Here is a 20,463-nt window from a genome sequence, read left to right on the forward strand (position 1 = left end):
CCGCCGCGGGGCGGGGGCGTCGGCGCCCGGCCGCGCGCCGCCCCCGGGCCGCCGGGGGCCGCCCCGCCACCGTGGCGGGGCGGCCCGCGGTGCCTCGCGGCGTCAGACGCGCGGACGCTCCAGGGTCAGCAGCAGGCCCTCCACCGCGCCGGGACCTATGCGGCCCTTCACGTCGGCCGACGTGATCGTCTTCAGGCGCCAGCCCTCCTCGGCGTGCTTGTTGAGGGTCTTCTCGAGCTTGTCGCCGTCCAGCGCGTCGCCGATCAGCGACTCGCGGAAGGTGACGACCTTGTACTCGTACACGGTGGGCGTGCTCATGCGGTGGTGCCTCCGGGCAGCGTGGTCGGCGTGGGCCGACATGATCGATCCGACAGGGGCACAGCCAACCACCTCCCGCCCCGCGGCGCGACGCCCTGGGCCATTCCCCCGTGGCGACGGCGAAGGGGCCGGCCCGCGCGACGGCGGGACCGGCCCCTTCGGCCGAGCTGGGAGGCGGTTCAGCGGCCGGCGTTCTCCCGCCCGGCCCCGTTCCCCGCCTTGGCCGCCTTCGCGGCCTTCTCGGCGTGCAGCTGCTTGACGCGCTCCTGTTCCTTGCGGACGTCCGCCTGGAGGGCCTGCTCCTTCTCCAGCCACTCGGGGCGCTCGTCGCGCAGCGCGTTGATCTGCTCCGTGGTCAGCGCCTCGGTGATGCCGGCACGGGCCAGGCCGGAGGCGGAGACGCCCAGCCGCGCCGCGACGACCTGGCGGGGGTGCGGGCCGTTGCGCCGCAGCTCCCGCAGCCACTCGGGCGGGTCGGTCTGGAGCTGGTTCAGCTCGGCGCGCGAGACGACGCCCTCCCGGAACTCGGCGGGCGTGGCCTCGAGGTACACACCCAGCTTCTTCGCCGCGGTCGCGGGCTTCATCGTCTGGGTGTTCTGGTGCGACTTCATACCGCCAAGCGTAACGACCGCGCGGAGCGCCTCCGACCACGCCGGGTAGCCTGGGCCGGGTGACAGACTCCGCCGCATCCCCCGTCTTCCGGCTCGCCTACGTACCGGGAGCCACGCCCGCCAAGTGGGTGCGGATCTGGAACGAGCGTTTCCCGGGCACCCCGCTCGAACTCACTCCGGTGGAGGCCCACGAGGCCCAGGAGCTGCTGCGCACCGGCGGCGCGGACGCCGGACTGGTCCGTCTCCCCGTCGACCGCGACGTCTTCAGCGCCATCCCGCTCTACACCGAGACGACGGTGGCCGTGGTCCCCAAGGACCACCTGATCACCGCCGCGGAGGAGATCTCCGTCGAGGACCTCGCCGAGGAGGTCGTGCTGCACCCGCTGGACGACGTGCTCGGCTGGGACCGGCTGCTGGGCGACGAGGCCTTCGAGCGGCCGGCCACCACCGGGGACGCCGTCGAGCTGGTCGCGGCGAACATCGGCGTGCTGGTCGTGCCGCAGTCCCTCGCCCGCTTCCACCACCGGCGGGACCTCACCTACCGGACCGTCGTCGACGCGCCGCAGTCCGAGGTGGCGCTGGCCTGGCCGCAGGACGCCACCACGGACGCGGTGGACGACTTCATCGGCGTGGTGCGGGGGCGCACCGCCAACAGCACCCGGGGGCGGCGCGCAGCCGAGCCCGAGCGGAAGCAGGAGCCGGCCCGCGCGGCCCGAGGCGCCGCACAGGGCGGCCGGCAGAAGCCCCAGGGCGGCGGGCGGGGCGGACGCTCCACCACGGCCGGCGGCAAGGGCGGCGCCCCGCGCCGCGGCGGCGGCAGGCCCAAGCGGCGGGGCTGACCCACTGGGCACCCGCGGCAGGGGCGCGGCTCCGGGCGAGGCGAGCGCGCGGCTCAGGGTGAGGCGACCGCGCGTCCCACGGACTCCACCAGCGGCAGCAGGCGGTACGGCACGCGCTCGCGCAGCGCCACCTCCGTGCGGGTGCGGACCACCCCCGGGAGGCTGATCAGCTTCTGGATCACATCCTCCAGGTGGCCGTTGTCCCGCGCCACCACCCGGGTGAGCAGGTCCCCGCCACCCGTGATGGAGAAGGCCTCGACGATCTCCGGCACCGCCGCCAGCTCGTCGCCCACCTCGTCCAGGTGCCCCTGGGTCACCTCGATGTGGACGAACGCCAGCACCGGGTGTCCCAGCGCCGCGGGCGACAGCGCGGGCCCGGTTCCCGTGATCACCCCCCGGCGCTCCAGCTGGTCCAGCCGGGCCTGGAGGGTGCCCCGGGCCACCCCGAGGATGCGCGCGTACTCACGCGCGCTGGTGCGCGGCTGCTCCAGCAGCAGTCGCAGGATGCGGGTGTCGAGCTCGTCCACGGACATGGCCGCCGACTGTAGCAACGGGCCGGTCGCCCGCCTTTGCGCCGGGGCGTCCGAAAGGTGGTCCGATGGCTCCCTCCCGGCCGAGGCCTGCCCCCGAATGGTGAGCCAATGGCCCAGTGTTCTCGGGACCGTTTGAGCCATCGGCGTCCGGCGTGGTGAAATAGTCGGGTCAATGGCGCTGCGGATCCCCGCGGCGTCTTTTTTGTGCCGCTTTTCATGGCGCCGGTTCGGCCGGGCACCGCCGGGACGGCGACGAGGAGGGTGAGACCTTGGTCCTGACACAGAGGAAGCCGTGGACGCGGGCGTTCGTGCCGCCGGCCGACCCCGGGCTGGTCCGGCTGCGCTTCGCCTCGCGAGGCGTGCTCGGCATCGCTGCGGCCGTGGCGGCGTGCGGGCTGATCGGCCAGGACATCGCCGGTCTGGCGACCGGCGGCCTCGCCGCCCTGCTGGTGCTCTTCACCGTCACCGACCCGACGGTGCGCGGCCAGGCCGTCACGGCCGCCCTCCAGCCGCTGGTGGGCCTGCCCGTCCTGGCGGCCGCCGCGCTGCTGCACGGGCGCCCGGTGGCCGGCGGCCTGGTCTTCGTGGCGATCGGCGGCCTCGGCGTGTACGCGCGCCGCTGGGGGCCGCGCGGTCACACCCTGGGCGCCTTCGCCTTCATGTGCTTCTTCGTGGCCCAGTTCGGCCGCGTCACACCCGCCACGCTGCCGTCCCTCTGTGTTGCCGTCCTGCTGTCCGTCGCGGTGGCGGCCGCGGTCCGCTTCGGGCTGTGGTGCTACGAGCGCCGCCTTCCGCAGCCCGTCCCGCCGGCGCCGCCGGCCGGGGGCGCCGGGCTGCGCCGCATCACGACCCGGCAGGCCCTCCAGGTGACCGCCGGCTGCCTCTTCTCGCTCCCGCTGGGCCATCTGCTGTCGCACGAGCGGTGGTACTGGGCCGTCGGCGCGACCTGGTGGATCTTCGTGAACGTGACCTCCCGCGGCGAGACCGCGGTCCGCGGCTTCCGCCGGGTCCTGGGCACCTGCCTCGGCGCGGTCTTCGGCCTCGTCCTCACCCTGCCGCTGCACGGCGCGCCCGTCCCCTCGGCGGTCGTCGCGGCCGTCGCCGCCTTCGGGATCTTCTACACGGCGCAGACCTCGTACACCTGGATGATGCTGTCGGTCACGGTCCTCGCCCAGGCCCTCTACGGACTGGCCGGACTGCTCGACGGCCACCTGCTGGCGCTGCGGGTGGCCGAGACCCTGGCCGGCGCGGCCGGCGCCTGGCTGGCCGTGCTGCTGGTGCTGCCGGTCACGACCCACGCCTTCAACGACGCCTGGATCCGCCGCGCCGTGCGGTGCGTGCACGCCTGCACCACCGAGGCCGCGGCCCGGCTGGCCGGCGACCCCGACGCCGACCCGGCGCCCCGGGTGGCCGAGCTCGAGGCGTTGCTGGCGCAGGTGCGCAAAACCGTCGCCCCGCTGGTGCACCCCCTGTACCTGGGCCGGGAGCGCCGGGAGCGGGCCCGGCGGGTACTGGTGCTGCTCGACGAGTGCGCGTGCGAGGTCCGCGCGCTGGTGTCCGTGGCCGCCGACCCGGAGGCCTCGCACGACGCCCGGCTGGCCGCCGCCTGCTGGCGGGTGGAGGCGGCCGTCGAGGCGCTCACCGGGCCGGCGGCCGAACGGTCCGTGGAGACCGGTCGGCGGGAAACGGTCACCGAGGGGGCACTGGCCCACCTGCACGGCGTGGAGCGGGCCCTGGTCGCCCTGGCCGAGCCGCTGCGGGCCTCCGCGCCCGCCGGGACGTCCGCGCCGGCCCGGGTCTGACCGGGCCCGACAGCCCTCCCGCGCAGCTCCGGCGGGGGCCCCCGCCATGCCCGCCGAGCGCAACCGCCGCCTCCCTCACGGAGTCCGCCGCGCCACCGTCGAACGGGCGCCCGCGACACCCCGCCGAAGTGTGCCGAATTTGGTCTAGGCCAATCGCCGCCGACTGCTACCGTCGCAGGGACCGGCACACCGGCACACCGGCGGACGCTGACCCGCACGGCACGCCGCCACACCGGCACGGCGGACGGGCAGCGGCGGCGAGAGGGGACCAGCGGTGGCGGACGGCGGCGGGGCGCGGGGTCCCAGGGCGTACATCGGGTCCTTCACCCCGGCCGGAGGCCCCGGACTGGTCACCGCCGATCGTGACCCGGGCACGGGGGCCCTCGCCCTCGCCGGAGCCCTGGACGATCTGCCCGACCCGTCCTACCTGGCCCTGTCCGAGGACGGCGGGGTGCTCTACGCGGTGAGCGAGACCGCCCGGGGCGCCGTCGCCGCCTACCGCCTCACCGCGGGCCTCCCCGTCCGCATCGGCCCGCCGGCGCCGGTCGGTGGGAGCGGTCCCACGCACCTGAGCCTCTTCGCCGGCCAGGTGCTCACCGCCAACTACAGCTCCGGCAGCGTCTCCGCGCTGCGGACCCGTCCCGACGGCGGCCTGCTCAGGGCCTCCGCCGCCGTGCTGACGCACACCGGATCCGGCCCCTCCAGCCTGCGCCAGCAGGGACCGCACGCCCATCAGGTGCAGCCCGACCCCACCGGCCGCTGGGCGGTCAGCGTCGACCTCGGCACCGACTCCGTCAGGGTCTGCGCGGTCGGGGAGGAGGGCCTGCGGGTGCACCGGGAGATCAAGATGCGCCCCGGTTCGGGTCCCCGGCACCTGGCCTTCCACCCGGACGGCGAACGCGCCTACGTGGTCAACGAACTGACGCCCACCGTCACCGTCTGCCGCTGGAAGGCCGCGCGAGGGCTCCTGGAGCCGCTGTGCGAGCTCGGCGTGCTGGAGGGGGCTCCGCAGGGCGACGCGTACCCCTCGGGAGTGGTGGTGTCCGCCGACGGCCGTTTCGTGTGGACCGCCACCCGTGGGGCGGACCTGATCTCGGTGTTCGCCGTCGACGGGGAGACCCTGCGCCTGCGGGCCACCGTGCCCTGCGGCGGGCACTGGCCCCGCGCCCTCACCGCCTGCGGGCGCTTCCTCTACGCGGCCAACGAGCGCTCCGGCGACGTCACCTGGTTCGAGACCGACCCCGCCACCGGCGTGCCGGAGCGGCGCGGTGCGGTCGCGGTCCCGGCCGCCTCCTGCGTGGTCGTCGGCTGACGGCGCACGGCTGAGGCGGCGGCACGGCTGACGGCGGACCGTGACGCACGAAGGGCGCGGGCCCCGCTCCCGGATCCCTGGGGATCGAGGAGCGGGGCCCGCGGCCTTCGTCGTTTCCGACTGCCACCGGTCTCCGCAGGACCGACGGCTCAGCGGACGGGCAGCCCCTGGGGCTGCTGGGGCGCGATGCCCAGGGCGGTCGTGTACTTGGCGAGAGCCAGCTTGCCGACGGCCGGGTAGGCGCCCAGCGGCTCGGCGGCCGGGCAGCCCGCCTCCTGCGCGGCTGCCTCCAGCAGCTCCGGCTGGACCTCGGGACCGATCAGGTACGGGGCGAGCGCGAGCTGCTGCGAACCCGCGTTGCGCAGCTGCTCGGTCACGGAGGCGAGGGAGCCCTCCTGGTCCAGCGCCGCCGCCATGACCGGCACGGCGAGGCGCGCGGCCAGCAGCATGCCGGTGATGCCGGCCGCCTGCACGGCCTCCTCGCCGCCCACGGTCGCCAGGACGATGCCGTCGGCGGCCGTGTGCACGGTGAACAGGCGGGCACGGTCGGCACGGGCGTGACCCGCCTCCGACAGCCGCACGTGCAGCGCCTCGGCCAGCAGCGGGTGCGGGCCCAGCGCGTCGGTCAGGTCGGCGGCGACCCGGCTGTCCATGACCGCCTGGCGCACCTGGCGCAGCAGGGCGCTGTCCGGGCCGGCCAGGAGCGGCACCACGACGGCCACCGGGCCGTCGGGCTCCTGCGCGTCCGAGCCGGCGGCGCGCGCCAGCTCGTAGCGCGCGGTCCGCTCCTCGGCGGCGCGCGTCAGCACGGACTGCAGGGTGGGGAATTCCTCGTCGTCCCCGTCCAGATAACCGATGCGCCCGTCCAGACCGGGGAGCTCGGAGCGCGCGATGCTCACGACCTCCTCGGCGAGGCTGCGGGTTGCGGCGCCGGGAGTGCCAGGCACCGCGAGCACCAGTGCGGGCGCGCCCTCAGGGGCAGCCAGGGGCTCGGGCCGGCGGTGCCGGCCGGGCTGGCGGGGACGCGGCATTCGTACAGGCAGGCCTGCGGGCCCAGTGGGGGAGCTCATGCTGCCGCATGCTAGTGGCTTCAGGGGCTCCTCTGTTCGGGGAGGGGGCGGGTGAGCGGTATCCGTCCGCATTTGTCCGCCGGGTCGTGTGACAAGCGGAATGGTTTTGTTCACTCCGGCCGCGCACCGTACGGGCTCGGTGGCATCCGGTGACGGGCCTCGCGAGCAGGGGCGGGGGCGAGGGTGCGGGACCTGGGCGCTGCCTGACGCCGCATCATACGGAAGCCGCCGTCGCCGCCCGCAGGGGGAGCGGCCGCCCGCGCCGACGGGGCACAACCGCCGCCGGATCTTCACCCGCGGCCCCGTGGGGCCGCCGCCAGATGAGGGGATTTGTCGACTTGTGGTCCCGTTCCCGGCAGTTGTGCCCGGAATCTGCCGTCGCCCGCCGTCGGCGGATTCCGCCCGGGGCGCGGCGGGGCCCCCGTTGCTCACGCCCGGGTGACGTGCAGCAGACGCCGGTCGTGGGGGAGCGCCAGGTCGTCGAGGGCGAGTCCCGCCGCCAGGCGGAAGGCGCCCAGCAGGGGGTCGCCCTCGGGGGCCACCCGGCGGGCGTGCGGGAGGGCCTTGGCCACCTCCTCCTCCAGCGGAGCGAGCAGCGGCTCCCCGAGGCCCAGCAGACCACCTGTCACCGACACCGCGGCCTCGCCCCCGTCGGGGCAGACCGCGGCCGCCGCGGCGGCCATGTGCCGGGCGGCCTCCCGCAGGATCGCCTCCGCCACCGCGTCCTCGCGCGCGCAGGCGGCCACCTCGGGTGCGAACGAGGCCAGCACCGCGGGCCGGTCGGTCCGCGGGTACAGGGCCTGCGGCCAGCCGTCCGCCGCACCGAGCAGGGCCTGTCCCCGCTCCAGAAGGGCGACCGACCCGCCGGGACGACCGTCATGGGCGCGGAGCGCGGCCTCCAGACCGGCCCGGCCGATCCACGCGCCGCCTCCGCAGTCGCCCAGCAGATGACCCCAGCCGTCCGCCCGCCGCCACGCCGCGAGATCGGTGCCGGTGGCGGTCAGTCCCGTCCCGGCCGCCACCACGGCGCCCGGGCGCGCGCCCAGCGCCCCCACGTACGCCGTCACCGCGTCCGAGGACAGCGCGACGCCCGCCCAGGCTCCGCCGCTGCCGAAGCGCGCTGCCAGGGCGTCCGGCACCTCCGCCCGCCAGGCGTCGCCGAGCGAGGCGAAACCCGCCGCGCCCACCGCCACCGCCTCCGGAGTCCCGAACCCGGCCTCGGCCAGCGCCGATTGGGCGAGCGGGGCCAGCAATTCCAGCAGGTGGACCGGATCCAGACCTCGCGGTCCCGTCCGCACCGGCTCCCGGCCCGCGCGCCGGACCACCGGACCGCTGCGCGGGGTGCCCACGGCGACCCGCAGCCCGGAGCCGCCGGAGTCCACCGCCAGCAGCACCCGCTCCCGCGACGCGGCCGGGTCGACCATGGGACGGAGCACGTTCCCCTCCTCGTACAGGACCGGCCGCACGAGCCGTCGGCCCGGCCCGGTGCTCTCGACGAGGACGAAGACTAGCGTCGTGGGCCGTCCCCATGGGCGTGCTCGCGCAGGTGCGGGCGATGTCGGTGGGGGCCAGTAGGGTGACGCGTTGTGGCACCAAGACCTCTACATGAACTCGTCGAAGCGGGCTGGGCGAAGGCCCTGGAGCCTGTGGCCGACCGCATCGCCGCGATGGGCGACTTCCTGCGGGCCGAGATCGCGGCCGGCCGGACGTATCTCCCTGCCGGGGCCAACGTCCTGCGGGCCTTCCAGCAGCCCTTCGACGACGTCCGCGTCCTGATAGTCGGCCAGGATCCCTACCCCACACCGGGCATGGCGATCGGGCTGAGCTTCGCGGTCTCGCCGGAGGTGCGCAACCTCCCCGGCAGTCTCGAGAACATCTTCCGGGAGATGCATTCCGACCTCGGACTGCCCCGTCCGTCCAACGGCGATCTGACGCCCTGGACCCGGCAGGGCGTCCTGCTGCTCAACAGGGCTCTCACCACCGCCCCCCGCAAACCGGGCGCGCACCGCGGCCAGGGCTGGGAAGAGGTCACGGAACAGGCGATCCGGGCGCTGGCCGCGCGGGGCAAGCCGCTGGTGTCGGTCCTGTGGGGACGCGACGCGCGCAACCTGCGGCCCCTGCTGGGTGACCTCCCCGCGATCGAGTCCGCCCATCCGTCACCGATGTCCGCCGACCGGGGCTTCTTCGGCTCACGTCCGTTCAGCCGGGTCAACGACCTGCTGCTCCGGCAGGGCGCCGAACAGGTTGACTGGCGCCTGCCGTAGGCACGGCCTGCCGCGTCGCGCCGCGGCTCCACTCCTGACAGCCCGTCTGGTCGCCGCCGACCAGGCGGGCACCGTTCTTTCTCCGGGTCCTTCCCCGGGCCGTGAGCGCTCGGGCACGGCCCGGCGACCTCGCGGGACCGCCCGCGCCGTGAGTCTCCGGCGTCGCCGCGCACTGGTCCGTCCGGACGCCCGCGGTTCGCCGGAAAGAGCGGAACCCGTTCCCGCCCGCCCGCGTACGCCCGGTCCGCACGCGATCCCGCGCTGCACTGTTCCCGCGGGTGCCCTCGCAGAGCTCCCTGCGGGCGTCCCGCGTCCCCGCGTCCGCACCGGTCGCCGTTCCGCCGTCCGTCCTCACGAGAGGGGGCGCCTGCCGATGCCACAGGGCGCACACCGCCGGTCCGCGTCCCGCGTGCCCGGACCGTTCGAGCTGCTGACGCGCGTCGTGGCGGCGGCGGGGCTGGCCGTGGACGCGTACCTCCACATCGACCTCGCGTCCACCTACGACGGCGGCTCGGCGACCGTCGGCCAAGGCACCCTGTTCCGGATCGAGGCCGTGCTGGCGGCGCTGGCCGCGCTGCTGGTGCTGTTCTCCCGCAGCCGTCTCCTGCGCGCGTACGCCTTCCTGGTCGCGGCCGGCGGACTCGCGGCCGTGCTGGTCTACCGCTACGTCGACGTCGGGGCGTTCGGGCCGTTCCCGAACATGTACGAGCCCCTCTGGTACACGAAGAAGGTGGTCAGCGCCACCGCCCAAGCCGTGGCCACGGTGGCGACGGCCGTGCTCCTCGCCCTTCCCCGACGGCGCTGACGCCCGCAGAGATCACCGCCCCCTCACCTCCCCAGGAGATCCCCGTGGAAAAGCTCTCCGGACCCGTCCGCGCCCTCGCGGTGGTCGCCATGGCGGCCGCCGCCCTCGGCGGCTGCTCGAACGGCGACTCGGGAACCCCCGCGCCCGACAAGGCGAAGCACGCCTCGCCCACGCCCGCCACGGGTGGCGCGGCCCGCCTGACGCTGAGCGCCGCGGACGGCCTCGGCAAGATCCTCGCCGACGGACAGGGCCGCACCCTGTACCTCTTCGCGGCGGACACGTCGGCGAAGTCGACCTGTGACGGCGCCTGCGCGGGCGTCTGGCCTCCGCTGACCACGCAGGGCGCGCCGAAGGCCGGGCCGGGTGTCGACGCCTCGAAGCTCAGCACCACGACCCGTGACGACGGCAAGAAGCAGGTTGTCTACAACGGCCACCCGCTCTACTCCTACAAGGGGGACGGCGCGGCCGGCGACACCAACGGCCAGGGCCTCGACCAGTTCGGCGCGAAGTGGTTCGTCCTCGACGCCTCCGGAAAGAAGATCGAGAAGAGTTCCACCAGCTGAACCCTCCCCCCCGCACCCCCGGACGCACGGTCGGGCGCCGCCGGCCCGGGGTGCCCGACGAGGGGCCGTGCTCGGGTCAGCCGACGACCGCGGCCCGGACACAGAGCACGTCCGGCAGGTGCGCGGCCAGCTGCCTCCAGCTCTCGCCCTCGTCCGCGGAGGCGTAGACCTCGCCGTTGCGCGTACCGAAGTAGACGCCCGCCGGGTCCGCGTCGTCCGTGCACAGGGCGTCGCGGAGCACCACGCCGTAGTGGTCCTCGTCGGGCAGCCCCGCCGACAGCGGCTCCCAGCTGCCGCCGCCGTCGGAGGTGCGGAACACCCGCAGGCGGCGTCCGGCGGGAACCCGGTCGGAGTCGGCGTTGACCGGGAAGAGGTAGGCCGTGTCGCCGCGGCGCGGATGGGCGGCCACGGCGAAACCGAAGGTCGTCGGCAGGTCGTCGCCGATGTCCGTCCAGGACCCGCCGCCGTCGTCGCTGCGGTAGACGCCCCAGTGGTTCTGCAGGTACAGCCGCTCGGGGTCCGCGGCGTCCCGGGAGATCTTGTGGACGCACTGGCCGAACTCCGGGTCCGGGTCCGGCAGGAAGACCGCCGAGACCCCGGAGTTGGACGGCGACCAGCTCGCCCCGCCGTCCGCGCTGCGGAAGACGCCCGCGGCGGACACCGCCACGGTGAGGGCGGCCGCGTCGCGGGCGTCGGTGAGGATGGTGTGCAGCCCCTCGCCGCCTCCGCCGGGCGCCCAGCGCGAGCGGGTGGGGTGCTCCCACAGCGGGCGCACCAGGGTGAAGCTCTCGCCCCGGTCCTCCGAACGGAACAGCGCGGCGGGCTCGGTGCCGGCGTACACCACGCCGGGTTCGGCGGCGGACGGGTGCAACTGCCAGACGCGCTCCAGGGAGGCGCCGGTGTCCTCCGGGAACCGCACGGCGGGGCTGGCCGGTTCGGTCCAGGTACGGCCCAGGTCGTCCGAGTGGAAGACCGACGGGCCCCAGTGGGAGCTCACGCCCCCGACCAGGATCCGGGGCGCGGGACCGCGGGTGTCCAGGGCCACCGAGTAGACGGCCTGCGCGTTGAAGTGCGGATCGGGATCGAACTCCCAGTCGCCGCCGGATCCGCGGCGGGCGAGGAACAGCCCCTTGTTCGTGCCTACGGCGAGCAGTACGTCGGCCATGCCGGCCACCTCTCAGGACGTCGTCGTCCGGACGGGGAGCGATGCGGTCACGGCCAGTCTGCACGCAGCCACCGACAACGCCCCGTAGCGACGGCGCCACCGAGGGCAGGCGTCCTGCGGCGGCCCGCCGGACGCACCCTGCGGGCCGGCCTCGTAGGGTGGCCGCGTGGACGGATCCGGCATGTGGGCCGAGCAGGCGGCGCTGCGCGCCGAGGCGCGGGGCGTGTACGAGGACCTCGCCCTGGGCGGGCTGCTGGAGAGGGTCGGGACGCCCGCCGTCGTCGGGAGCGCCGCGCTGGGCGTGATGGTGCGCCGTGACCTGGACGTCGACGTGACCTGCGAGCGTCTGGACGAGGCCACGGCGACGGCCGTGGCCGAGGCGGGCGCACGGCTCGCGACGCACCCGCGCGTGCGCACGGTGACCTTCCGCGACGACCGCGGGGAGTGGAACCGGGAGCCGGACCGCTATCCCGACGGCCTGTACCTCGGCGTGGAATGCCGCACGCCCACCGGTGCTGTCTGGAACCTCGACGTCTGGTTCCTCGACGACCCCGGACGCCAGCCCTCGACCGCCCATCTGGCCACCCTGCTCCCGCGGCTGACCGACGGAAGCCGCAGGACCGTCCTGGAGATCAAGCGGGCCTGGGCCGGCCGCCCCGAGTACGGCACGTCCGTCTCCGGCATCGACGTCTACCGGGCGGTGCTCGACGACGGCGTCGGCGATCCGGCCCAGTTCGAGGACTGGGTCCGGCGGCGGACGAACTCCCGCGACTGACAGCGCCGTTCTAGCGGCGCATGTCCTCCATGCGCGCGATCTCGGTGGTCTGGGTGGCGATCACGTCGTCGGCCATCTCCTCGGCCCGGATGTTGTTGCCGCCGGCCTTCACGTCCCCGGCCATGGCGATCGCCCCCTCGTGGTGGGCGATCATCAGATCGAGGAAGACGCGGTCGAAGGCGGCGCCCTCGGCGCCCCGAAGTTCCTTCATCTGTCGGGGAGTCGCCATCCCCCGCATCTCCGCGTGCGCGTGTCCCGCGGTGTCCTTCTCGGCGCCGTGCTCGTCCAGCCAGCCCTCCATCATGTCGATCTCCGCGCCCTGCACGTCGGCGATGCGCGAGGCCAGACCCTTCAGCTCCTTCGACTTCGCCCGGTCCGGGGCGAGGCGAGCCATCGTGAGGGCCTGTTCGTGATGCTCGATCATCATCTGCACGTAGGCGATGTCCGCCGCGTTGGGGGAGTCGTCCTCCCGGCGGTGTTCGGCCGCGTCCTCGGGGGACAGCGTCTTGTTCGCCTCCCCGGGCTTGCCCGGGGCGAGCACCGAAGACCCCTTGGCGGTACCGGAGTTGGCGTCGGAACCGGAGTCGCAGCCGCCGAGGGCGAGGACGGCCAGGGCCAGCGAGGCGGTGACGAGCGAAGCTCGTGAAGCGCGGCGAACGAGCACGGCGACCTCCCGGGGGAAGAGCGATTGACGGTTCATCGTGTCTGCCGACGACTGTCCTAGCACGGTTTCCGCGGCGCGTGATCGAAAAATCTTATGCCAATCACATTGCGCTCTATTGATCTGTGCATGATGCAGACGATACTCAGGGGGGTCCGTGCCCGCTCAGTTGCGCGCACGGGTCGATGAGGGAGGACGAAGTGCTCAGACGAAACCCCCGAACGCACAGCGGACGGCTGGGGATCGCGGCCACCGCCGCCGGTCTGTTGGCCGCTCTGCTCACGGCCGCCCCCGCCGGGGCCGTTCCCGGTCCGGGAGACATCCCGGAGAAGAAGATCTCCAGCAGTGTCCAGGCCGAGGTCGAGGCCGCCATCGAGAACGGCGAGATACCCGGCGTGGACGAGATCGTCCACAGCGACAACATCGAGCACGTCAGCAACACCCCGAAGGACCTGTTGCCCGGCACCAACTCGGACCTAGCCTTCCAGGGCGACTACGCGTTCTCCGGCAACTACGACGGCTTCAAGATCTTCAACATCAAGAACCCGAAGCGGCCGAAGGTCGTCGCGCAGGTGCTCTGCCCCGGATCGCAGAACGACATCTCGGTCTCGGGCGACCTGCTCTTCCTTTCCACCGACTCGTCGCGCAGCGACGACTCCTGCAACAGCACCACGCAGCCGGTGACGGAGAAGTCCTCCTGGGAGGGCATGAAGATCTTCGACATCAGCGACATCACCGACCCGCAGTACGTGGCGTCCGTCGAGACCGCCTGCGGCTCGCACACCCACACGCTGGTGCCGGACGGCGACGACGTCTACGTGTACGTCTCCTCGTACTCGCCGAACGCCGCGTACCCCGACTGCCAGCCCCCGCACGACGGCATCTCGGTCATCAAGGTCCCGACCGACGCGCCCGAGACCGCGGCCATCGTCAACTTCCCGGTGCTCTTCCCCGGTGAGGGCGAGCTCGGCGGCGGCAACCCCGGCTCCCCGGTGAACCCGGGTGTCTCCCGCACCACAGGCTGCCACGACATCACCGCCCTTCCGTCCCGGAAGATCGCGGCGGGCGCCTGCATGGGCGACGGCATCCTGCTGGACATCTCCCAGCCGGAGAACCCGAAGGTCATCGAGCAGGTCCAGGACAACGTGAACTTCGCGTTCTGGCACTCCGCGACCTTCAACATGGACGCCGACAAGGTCGTCTTCACCGACGAGCTCGGCGGCGGCGGCATGGCCACCTGCAACGCGGAGATCGGCCCCAACCGCGGTGCCAACGGCATCTACGACCTGGTCGGAAAGGGCCGCGACCTGAAGCTGCGCTTCGCCGGCTACTACAAGATCCCGCGCCACCAGGCCGACACCGAGAACTGCGTCGCGCACAACGGCTCGATCGTCCCGGTCAGGGGCAAGGACATCATGGTCCAGTCCTGGTACCAGGGCGGCGTCTCGGTCTGGGACTTCACCGACTCCGCGCACCCGAAGGAGATCGCCTTCTTCGAGCGCGGCCCGCTGCCCAACGGCGCGGGCGGTGGCACCTGGTCGACGTACTGGTACAACGGCTACCTGTACTCGAACGACATGGCCAAGGGCTTCGACGTCCTCAAGCTCAACGACAGGCGCACCAACCAGGCCAACGGCGTGCACCTGAAGGGTCTCAACGCCCAGACCCAGCCGGAGTACTACAAGCGGTGACCTGGGACCGGACGGCCGATCAGGCCGTCCGGACCCGTTCCGGCACCCGGTCCCGCCGTGCGGTTCTTCCGCGCGGCGGGACCGTCGTTTCCGGGAGTCCCCGGGCGACACGCTCCACACCCACGAGCCCGGGGCGGCGGCCCCGCCCCACGGCGGCCGCGGCCCGGCCGGGGGAAACCCTCGGCGAGGGCTCCGTTGACCGCGCGGCGGCCCGGCGACATCCTGGTAGGCCCGTCCGGGGCGACGCGGGGGAGCGCCTCGGACGGGACCGGCCCGGCCGCGCTTTTTCGCGTCCCGCCGTACAGGCCCTACGCGGAGGCGGAGACGGCATCGAGGACGCCGCGCAGCGCGTCGGGCCGCCGGCCGACGGGGAGATGGTCGACGAAGCGCACCGCGCAGCCCAGTGCCGCGGCGCCGCCGTCGGCCCGGCGGTCGTCGCCCACCATCAGCGTCCGCTCGGCCTCCGCGTCCAGGGCGTCGAGGGCGATGCGGAAGAGTTCCGGCTCCGGCTTCTGCACCCCGTGCTCGAACGACAGGGTGTAGGCGTCGACATAGAGGTCGAGCCCATGTGCGCGGAACACAGGGCGCAGATCCCAGCCGATGTTGCTGACCACGCCCACACGCAGTCCCCGGGCGCGCAGTTCCCGCAGGACCTCCAGGGCGTCCGGGTAGGGCTGCCAGGCGTCCGGCGTCATGTGCCGGTCGTACAACGCGTCGTGCAGTGCGGGGTCCGGCAGCGCCACCCGGCGGGACAGGGCGGTGTAGACGCCGCGGTGCAGCTCCGGCGTACGGTCGCGGATCCGCCAGGCGTCCGCCAGCTCGGCGGGCAGCTCCCGGGGCGCCCCGCCGCCGGGCAGCGCCCCCGCCTCCTCGAGCGCGCGGGCGGCACGGACGATCTCGTCCTCCGCCATGGGCGTTCCGGCCTCGCGCAGCACGGCGCGCAGCCAGGTCTCCGCGGGCTCGATGCGCAGCAGCGTCCCCGAGAAGTCGAACAGCACGGTGGTCCAGGCGGTCATGGGCGTGAGCGTAGTCCCGTACGGGGCCGGGCGGTGGGGCGCGGACCGGAATCCCGCAGCAGGGGCAGCCGTTCACGCACCACGAGCGCCGCGGCGACCACCAGCGCGCCCAGCAGCCAGCCGCCCACCACGTCCGACAGCCAGTGCACGCCCAGCCAGACCCGGGTGAACCCCACACCGACGACCGAGACCGCCGCCACGGTCACCGCGGCACGCCGGACGCCACGGCCGACTCCCTGGTGGTACAGCACCCACAGCAGCAGCCCGCAGCAGACCGTCGCCGTCATCGCGTGACCGGAGGGGAAGGCGGAGTAGTGGGCGTGGTCCACCGGGTCGGGCCACACCGGACGCGGCCGGGCGACGACCGCCTTGAGCACCTGCTGCGCGAGGGCGGCCACCACGACGACGCCCAGCAGCCACAGCGCTGACCACCACTGCCCCCGCCGCCAGGCCAGCCACACGGCGACCGCGAGGGTCAGCGCGCGCAGCGTGAGCGGGTCCCAGAACCAGTCGGTGAGCACCCGGAACACCGCCGTGGGCCCGTCCTCCGCCACCGCCCAGCGGTGCGTGGTGCGGGCCACCTCGGCGTCCAGGGTCACCAGCGGGTGCCAGGAGACGTCCACCAGGGCGAGCAGCACCAGGGAGCACACCGCCAGCACGACGGCGGCCCGCAGAGCCGCGTCGTGGAGCCGCGACGGCGGTGCGGCAGGAGGTGCGGTGGGGGGCGGGGCATGCGGGGAGAAGCGCATGGGGCCGATACTGACCCGGCCCGCCTCCCTGAAACCACCCTTTCGCGCCGTCCCGTCCCCGGTGGCCCGCGAAGGGCGACGGGCGGTTGGGCCGTCCGGCGGTCAGCCGAGGTGCAGTACGCCCAGCCCCGGGGCGAAGGCGATCAGCACCGGGACCACCGGGACCAGTGCGCCCGCCGCGGTCAGGCCGAGGCGGCGCACCGGGGTCAGGCGGCGCGGCGGGGTGATCAGACGGTGGACACGGCGGGGGACGTCGTCCTGTCCGGCGGAGGGCGTGGGGCCGAAGACGCCGCGGTCCTCGTTGAGACCCACCAGGGCCAGCGCCACGGCGAGACGCCCGTGCCGGCGGGAGGCGGAGTCGTCGGCGGCCAGCTCCACCAGCCGGTGGATCTCGTCCCGGAAGGCGGAGAACACCGGCACCCGGGGGAAGCCCCCGGCCAGTGCCGAGGAGCAGTGCAGCAGCCAGTCGTGACGCGCCCGCGCGTGCCCCTGCTCGTGGGCGAGCACCGCGTCCAGCTCCCGCTCGCCCAGGCGCCGCAGGGCGGCCGTCGTCACCACCAGGCGAGGCGTCGGGCCGGGCAGCCACCAGGCGTCCGGCCGGTCGCCCTCCAGCACCACCAGCCCGTCGGCCGCCGCGGCCTCGCCGGGCAGCGTGGGAGCCCGCTCCAGCAGCGCCGCCCGCTCCCGGCGGAGGCGGGAGCGGGCCCGCACCACCTCGCGGGCCAGCATGGCCGCCGTCCACACGCCCCCGGCGGCCAGCGCCACCGCGGTCGCCGCGGCCCACGGGCCGCCGACCCCGCCGGGGACGTACACGTCGACGACGTCGCTGGGAGCCGGTGCGAAGACCCGGCCGCGGACCGCCTGCCAGGCCACCGCGGCGCTGAGCGTCATCGACAGTGCGAAGCACAGCAGCACGGCCGCCACCACGCACTGCCAGACCCAGAGGGCGACCACCGGCTCCCGGTCCACATCGGCCCGCGCCAGGAGACGGGGAGCGACGACGGCGGTCAGCGCGCCGAGCAGCAACAGTGCCGCGGGGACCATCATGGAGGCAGCGTAGGATCCCGGCCCGCGCCGTGGAACCGACCCGCGCCCCGAGTGACGCATGCCACGGCGGCCCGCGCCCCGCGGACCGCCTCCGAGGCGCCGGGGACTGTCACATCGTCAGGAGCATCGCCAGCATGGCGATCCCCATCCCCAGCCGGCACGCCCGGGCCAGCTCGGGCCGGTCCCCCCAGCGCACCGCGCCGCCCGCCGGTGCCGAGGACCGGGCCGGCGCCGGGGAACCCGACGGCGCTACGCCCCCCGACGGGACGGCGGGCTCCGTCCGTGTCACGGACCCGGGCGGGCCCGCGGGCAGCAGCCGGGCGCCGGAGACGAGGACGTATCCGGCGAAGTAGACCAGCAGAACACCCGTCAGCGCGGGCAGGCCGGTGGCGCCGTGACCCGCGTGGCCGGCCGGCGCCGCGGTCATCGCCAGCGCCATGTAGACCATCGCCAGCGAGCCCACCGCGTGGTGCAGGTGGTGCGCGCTGCTCCGGGCGGCCCACAGCGAGTGGAGCGCCGCCGCGGCGAAGACGACCGCGTACACCGGCCACACCCAGCGCGGCGGATCCACGACGGCGGCCGGGACCGCCATCGCCGCCATGCCGAAGCCCATCACCGCCTCCCCGGCGGCAGCCCTGCGCTGCTCCTCCACGCCGCTGCCCGTCCGCAGGACGCAGTACGCGCCCGCCGCCGCGCACAGGGCCACCAGCAGCCATCCGGTCGTGACCGGTCCGTGCACTCCCGCCCCCTTGGTCGAGGTGCCGCCTCCCCGGCGGTCGGTCAGGGGATGCCCGCCCCGGACGGCGCGCATACGGGCGCAGGGGGGCGTACGGGGAGCATCGGCCCGGAGCGTGACGGATGCCGCCGATCTTTTACTGGTGAAACACCTGCTAACGTCGGAAGGGAGTGCCGTTCCGTTCCGCCGTCGTACGAGGAGGCCCCTTTGGGACGCCCGCCGCTGCTCCGGGTCCTGCGACCCGGCCGCCCGGCCGAGATCTGGTACAAGCCCGCGGTCAGCGTGGTGGTGGCCACCGCGCCGCCCAACCTGCTGCTCGTGGCCCTGGGCCGGCTCGACCTGGCGATGTACACGATGGCCGGCTCCCTGTGCGCCCTCTACGCCCACAACCGCCCCTACGCCGCCCGGGCCCGGGCGCTGGCATGGGTGGTCGCCGGCATGGTGGCCGGCCTCGCGGTGGCGCTGACCGCGGCCTCCCTCACCTCCTCGGGCGTGCTGCTGGTCGCGGTGGGCGCCGTGCTGGCCGCGCTGCACAAGGTGCTCTGCGACGCGACCCGCATCGGGCCGCCCGGCAACGTGATCCTCACCTTCGTCTCCTCGGCGGCGCTGTTCGCCCCGCAGACCCTGGGCGAGGTCCCCGGCCACGTCGGACTCGCCCTCGCGGCCGGCGCGTTCTCCTGGCTGGTGGGCATGGCGCCGGGGGTCCTCCGTCCCCACGGGCCGGAACGCCGGGCCGTCGTCCAGGCGCTGGGCGCGGTCGCCCGGTACGCGCAGGCCGCCGCGCCCGGGAAGGCGGCCGGGCCGGGTGGGGCCGCGGGGACCCCCGAGGCCGCCGATTCCGTCGCGTCCGGGCCGTCCGCCGGTCCGCACGGCGATGCGGCCCGCGCGGACGCCACCGAAGCGGTGCAGAACGCCTGGCAGACCCTGCTGACGACCGGCGGGAGCTCCGCCTCCCGCCGCCCCCTCGGCGCCCTGCTCGTCCGCGCGGAGACCGTCCTCGCGGCGCCCGCCCCCGGCGACGCGGCCGTGCTGCGGGAGTGGGCGCGGCGGCTGCGCGGCCTCGGCCGCGTGCCGGACACCTTCGGGCCCGTCCTGGACGCGGAGGACGAGGGAGAACTGCTGGGCGTCGAGGTCGAGCGGGCCTTCGCCCCGCCGCCGCTGAGGCGACGCCTGGCGCCGCTGCGCGCCGTGGCCCTCCGCACGCTGCTGGGCTGCGCCCTGGCCGGCTGGGCCTCGCTGGCGCTGGGCATCGGGCGCCCCTACTGGGCCCTGGTCACCGCCGCGGCGCTGTTCCAGACCACCCTGTCGCTGACCTGGAACCGCGGCGTCCAGCGCGTCGTCGGCAACCTGGCGGGCGTGGTGCTCTTCGTCCTCCTCGCGCCCGTCGCCCACCTCAGCCGGTGGACGCTCGTCCTGACCGGCCTCGCGCTCGCCTTCGGGGCCGAGGCGCTCATCTCCCGCAACTACTGGCTCGGCAGCCTCTGCGTCACCCCGATGGCCCTGCTCATCACCGAGTACGCCCACTGGCAGGACACCCCCGCCCTGGTGGTCGACCGGGCGGTGGACACGCTCGTCGGGGCGCTGGTCGGCCTGCTGGCCGCCGCGGTGGTCACCGACCGCCGGGCCGTCGACCGGGTGGCCGCCGCGCTGCGGCAGGCCCGGGCGGCGCGACACAGGGCCGAGGCGCTGCTCGCCGGTCCCACGACCGGTCCCGGCGCCCTGGCCGTGGCCCGGCGGGAACTGGCCGCGGCCCTGATCGGTCTGCGGGGCGCGACCCAGGCGGCGTCCGGCGAATGGTGGGCGCGGACGCTGCCCACGCAGGACGTGACGTCGGAGGAGCGGGCGGGACACCGTACGCTCGCGGCGACGGTACGCCACCCGGGCCCCGGCACCGCCGCGACGGCGGGGCCGCGGCACCGCCCGGGCACGACCACGGAGGACGCCACGTCATGACGGACAACGGGGACCGCGCCGGCGCGGGAGCTGCGGGCGCGGCGGACACGGTCGCCGCGGTGGTCCGGCAGTGGCGCGAGGTCCTCCCCGAACTGGACACCGACCCGATGCAGCTGATCGGGCGGATCAACCGCAGCGCGGCGCTGCTGCGGCAGGCCGAGGAGGCGCCGCTGCGGCGGGCGGGGCTCACCCGGGCGGAGTTCGAGCTGCTGGGGGCCCTGCGCCGCACCGGGCGGGAACTCACGCCGGGCGACCTGGCCCGGGAGACGTTCTCCTCGGGGGCGGCGGTGACCAAGCGGCTCAAGCAGCTCGCCGAGCGGGACCTGGTGGACCGGCGCGCCGACGCCAGGGACCGGCGGGTGGTGCTGGTGCGCCTCACCGAGGCGGGCCGGGAGACGGTCGACGCGGTCCTGCCGCAGCAGCTGTCGTTCGAGGCGGACGTCCTGTCCGGGCTGGCCGACGACGAACGCGACCGGCTCGCGGCGCTGCTCGGCAAGCTGCTCGGCCAGCTGGAGGGACGGATCCCGCCCATGCTGTGAGCCGGTCCGTCGGG

General features: G+C 74.9%; 21 protein-coding genes. 10 read left to right on the forward strand and 11 right to left on the reverse strand.

Annotated features, from left to right (window positions below; translation table 11 throughout):
- Window positions 1-102: 102 nt before the first annotated feature.
- Both ABT026_RS27540 and ABT026_RS27545 read right to left on the reverse strand, forming a co-directional pair.
- Entirely contained in the window at window positions 103-318 is a 216-nt protein-coding gene (locus tag ABT026_RS27540; protein ID WP_108957204.1) for a DUF4177 domain-containing protein, read from the reverse strand.
- A 179-nt stretch (window positions 319-497) separates the two neighbouring features.
- Window positions 498-929, reverse strand: coding sequence for a DUF5997 family protein (locus ABT026_RS27545; protein WP_351117864.1), 432 nt, complete (start codon window positions 927-929; stop codon window positions 498-500).
- 59 nt (window positions 930-988) lie between these two features.
- On the opposite strand from ABT026_RS27545, the gene ABT026_RS27550 reads away from it, so the two are divergent.
- Window positions 989-1,768 carry a LysR family transcriptional regulator substrate-binding protein gene (locus tag ABT026_RS27550; RefSeq protein WP_351117865.1) on the forward strand — a complete coding sequence of 260 codons (780 nt, stop codon included), beginning with the start codon at window positions 989-991 and terminating at the stop codon, window positions 1,766-1,768.
- 53 nt (window positions 1,769-1,821) lie between these two features.
- Here ABT026_RS27550 and ABT026_RS27555 read toward each other — a convergent pair whose 3' ends face one another.
- Entirely contained in the window at window positions 1,822-2,301 is a 480-nt protein-coding gene (locus tag ABT026_RS27555) for an Lrp/AsnC family transcriptional regulator (RefSeq protein ID WP_108957201.1), read from the reverse strand.
- A 275-nt stretch (window positions 2,302-2,576) separates the two neighbouring features.
- On the opposite strand from ABT026_RS27555, the gene ABT026_RS27560 reads away from it, so the two are divergent.
- On the forward strand, window positions 2,577-4,103 hold the full coding sequence (locus tag ABT026_RS27560) for an FUSC family protein (RefSeq protein WP_351117925.1): 1,527 nt from the start codon (window positions 2,577-2,579) through the stop codon (window positions 4,101-4,103).
- A 274-nt stretch (window positions 4,104-4,377) separates the two neighbouring features.
- Entirely contained in the window at window positions 4,378-5,415 is a 1,038-nt protein-coding gene (locus ABT026_RS27565; RefSeq protein WP_351117866.1) for a lactonase family protein, read from the forward strand.
- A gap of 149 nt (window positions 5,416-5,564) precedes the next feature.
- On the opposite strand, the gene ABT026_RS27570 is transcribed toward ABT026_RS27565, so the two are convergent.
- Window positions 5,565-6,485: a sirohydrochlorin chelatase gene (locus ABT026_RS27570; protein WP_351117867.1), complete on the reverse strand. Its 921-nt coding sequence runs from the start codon at window positions 6,483-6,485 to the stop codon at window positions 5,565-5,567.
- Window positions 6,486-6,913: 428 nt separating this feature from the next.
- Window positions 6,914-7,909 (reverse strand): BadF/BadG/BcrA/BcrD ATPase family protein, encoded by a 996-nt coding sequence (locus ABT026_RS27575; protein WP_351117926.1) that lies wholly within the window; start codon window positions 7,907-7,909, stop codon window positions 6,914-6,916.
- A 162-nt stretch (window positions 7,910-8,071) separates the two neighbouring features.
- Between ABT026_RS27575 and ABT026_RS27580 the strand changes: the two genes are divergently transcribed.
- The 3 genes from ABT026_RS27580 to ABT026_RS27590 all read left to right on the forward strand — a co-directional run bounded on the left by ABT026_RS27580 (window position 8,072) and on the right by ABT026_RS27590 (window position 10,117).
- Complete coding sequence (locus tag ABT026_RS27580) at window positions 8,072-8,749, forward strand: uracil-DNA glycosylase (RefSeq protein ID WP_351117868.1); 678 nt, start codon at window positions 8,072-8,074, stop codon at window positions 8,747-8,749.
- Between the two features lie 409 nt (window positions 8,750-9,158).
- Complete coding sequence (locus tag ABT026_RS27585; protein WP_351117869.1) at window positions 9,159-9,554, forward strand: hypothetical protein; 396 nt, start codon at window positions 9,159-9,161, stop codon at window positions 9,552-9,554.
- Window positions 9,555-9,598: 44 nt separating this feature from the next.
- Entirely contained in the window at window positions 9,599-10,117 is a 519-nt protein-coding gene (locus ABT026_RS27590) for a COG4315 family predicted lipoprotein (protein WP_351117870.1), read from the forward strand.
- 76 nt (window positions 10,118-10,193) lie between these two features.
- Here the strand turns inward: ABT026_RS27590 and ABT026_RS27595 are convergent, their stop codons facing one another.
- Window positions 10,194-11,282 (reverse strand): WD40/YVTN/BNR-like repeat-containing protein, encoded by a 1,089-nt coding sequence (locus ABT026_RS27595; protein ID WP_351117871.1) that lies wholly within the window; start codon window positions 11,280-11,282, stop codon window positions 10,194-10,196.
- A 166-nt stretch (window positions 11,283-11,448) separates the two neighbouring features.
- On the opposite strand from ABT026_RS27595, the gene ABT026_RS27600 reads away from it, so the two are divergent.
- Entirely contained in the window at window positions 11,449-12,057 is a 609-nt protein-coding gene (locus tag ABT026_RS27600; protein ID WP_351117872.1) for a hypothetical protein, read from the forward strand.
- A gap of 10 nt (window positions 12,058-12,067) precedes the next feature.
- Here the strand turns inward: ABT026_RS27600 and ABT026_RS27605 are convergent, their stop codons facing one another.
- Window positions 12,068-12,757, reverse strand: coding sequence for a DUF305 domain-containing protein (locus tag ABT026_RS27605; protein ID WP_351117873.1), 690 nt, complete (start codon window positions 12,755-12,757; stop codon window positions 12,068-12,070).
- Between the two features lie 161 nt (window positions 12,758-12,918).
- On the opposite strand from ABT026_RS27605, the gene ABT026_RS27610 reads away from it, so the two are divergent.
- Entirely contained in the window at window positions 12,919-14,409 is a 1,491-nt protein-coding gene (locus ABT026_RS27610) for an LVIVD repeat-containing protein (protein WP_351117874.1), read from the forward strand.
- A gap of 308 nt (window positions 14,410-14,717) precedes the next feature.
- Here ABT026_RS27610 and ABT026_RS27615 read toward each other — a convergent pair whose 3' ends face one another.
- From ABT026_RS27615 to ABT026_RS27630, 4 genes are all read right to left on the reverse strand, one after another.
- On the reverse strand, window positions 14,718-15,425 hold the full coding sequence (locus ABT026_RS27615; protein WP_351117875.1) for an HAD family hydrolase: 708 nt from the start codon (window positions 15,423-15,425) through the stop codon (window positions 14,718-14,720).
- Window positions 15,422-16,174, reverse strand: a complete 753-nt coding sequence (locus tag ABT026_RS27620; RefSeq protein WP_351117876.1) for a phosphatase PAP2 family protein — start codon at window positions 16,172-16,174, stop codon at window positions 15,422-15,424. The genes ABT026_RS27615 and ABT026_RS27620 overlap by 4 nt, the downstream gene beginning before the upstream one ends.
- Window positions 16,175-16,276: 102 nt before the next feature.
- The gene (locus ABT026_RS27625) at window positions 16,277-17,221 is read right to left on the reverse strand and encodes a M56 family metallopeptidase (RefSeq protein WP_351117877.1); all 945 of its coding nucleotides are present in this window, start codon (window positions 17,219-17,221) and stop codon (window positions 16,277-16,279) included.
- 109 nt (window positions 17,222-17,330) lie between these two features.
- A complete protein-coding gene (locus ABT026_RS27630; protein WP_351117878.1) occupies window positions 17,331-17,960 on the reverse strand; it encodes a DUF5134 domain-containing protein in 630 nt (209 codons plus the stop codon).
- Window positions 17,961-18,164: 204 nt separating this feature from the next.
- Here ABT026_RS27630 and ABT026_RS27635 point away from each other — a divergent pair, with 204 nt between their 5' ends.
- Window positions 18,165-19,910, forward strand: coding sequence for an FUSC family protein (locus tag ABT026_RS27635; RefSeq protein WP_351117879.1), 1,746 nt, complete (start codon window positions 18,165-18,167; stop codon window positions 19,908-19,910).
- Window positions 19,907-20,449 (forward strand): MarR family winged helix-turn-helix transcriptional regulator, encoded by a 543-nt coding sequence (locus tag ABT026_RS27640; RefSeq protein WP_351117880.1) that lies wholly within the window; start codon window positions 19,907-19,909, stop codon window positions 20,447-20,449. Before ABT026_RS27635 ends, ABT026_RS27640 begins: the two co-directional genes overlap by 4 nt.
- Window positions 20,450-20,463: the final 14 nt, after the last annotated feature.

Source organism: Streptomyces sp. NPDC002734, assembly GCF_040295685.1.
Lineage (GTDB): Bacteria > Actinomycetota > Actinomycetes > Streptomycetales > Streptomycetaceae > Streptomyces.

Bases quoted from the DNA above. Each gene is read 5' to 3' on its own strand.
- ABT026_RS27540 (WP_108957204.1), bottom strand. From the start codon at position 318: ATGAGCACGCCCACCGTGTACGAGTACAAGGTCGTCACCTTCCGCGAG.
- ABT026_RS27545 (WP_351117864.1), bottom strand. From the start codon at position 929: ATGAAGTCGCACCAGAACACCCAGACGATGAAGCCCGCGACCGCGGCG.
- ABT026_RS27555 (WP_108957201.1), bottom strand. From the start codon at position 2,301: ATGTCCGTGGACGAGCTCGACACCCGCATCCTGCGACTGCTGCTGGAG.
- ABT026_RS27570 (WP_351117867.1), bottom strand. From the start codon at position 6,485: ATGAGCTCCCCCACTGGGCCCGCAGGCCTGCCTGTACGAATGCCGCGT.
- ABT026_RS27575 (WP_351117926.1), bottom strand. From the start codon at position 7,909: ATGGTCGACCCGGCCGCGTCGCGGGAGCGGGTGCTGCTGGCGGTGGAC.
- ABT026_RS27595 (WP_351117871.1), bottom strand. From the start codon at position 11,282: ATGGCCGACGTACTGCTCGCCGTAGGCACGAACAAGGGGCTGTTCCTC.
- ABT026_RS27605 (WP_351117873.1), bottom strand. From the start codon at position 12,757: ATGAACCGTCAATCGCTCTTCCCCCGGGAGGTCGCCGTGCTCGTTCGC.
- ABT026_RS27615 (WP_351117875.1), bottom strand. From the start codon at position 15,425: ATGACCGCCTGGACCACCGTGCTGTTCGACTTCTCGGGGACGCTGCTG.
- ABT026_RS27620 (WP_351117876.1), bottom strand. From the start codon at position 16,174: ATGCGCTTCTCCCCGCATGCCCCGCCCCCCACCGCACCTCCTGCCGCA.
- ABT026_RS27625 (WP_351117877.1), bottom strand. From the start codon at position 17,221: ATGATGGTCCCCGCGGCACTGTTGCTGCTCGGCGCGCTGACCGCCGTC.
- ABT026_RS27640 (WP_351117880.1), top strand. From the start codon at position 19,907: ATGACGGACAACGGGGACCGCGCCGGCGCGGGAGCTGCGGGCGCGGCG.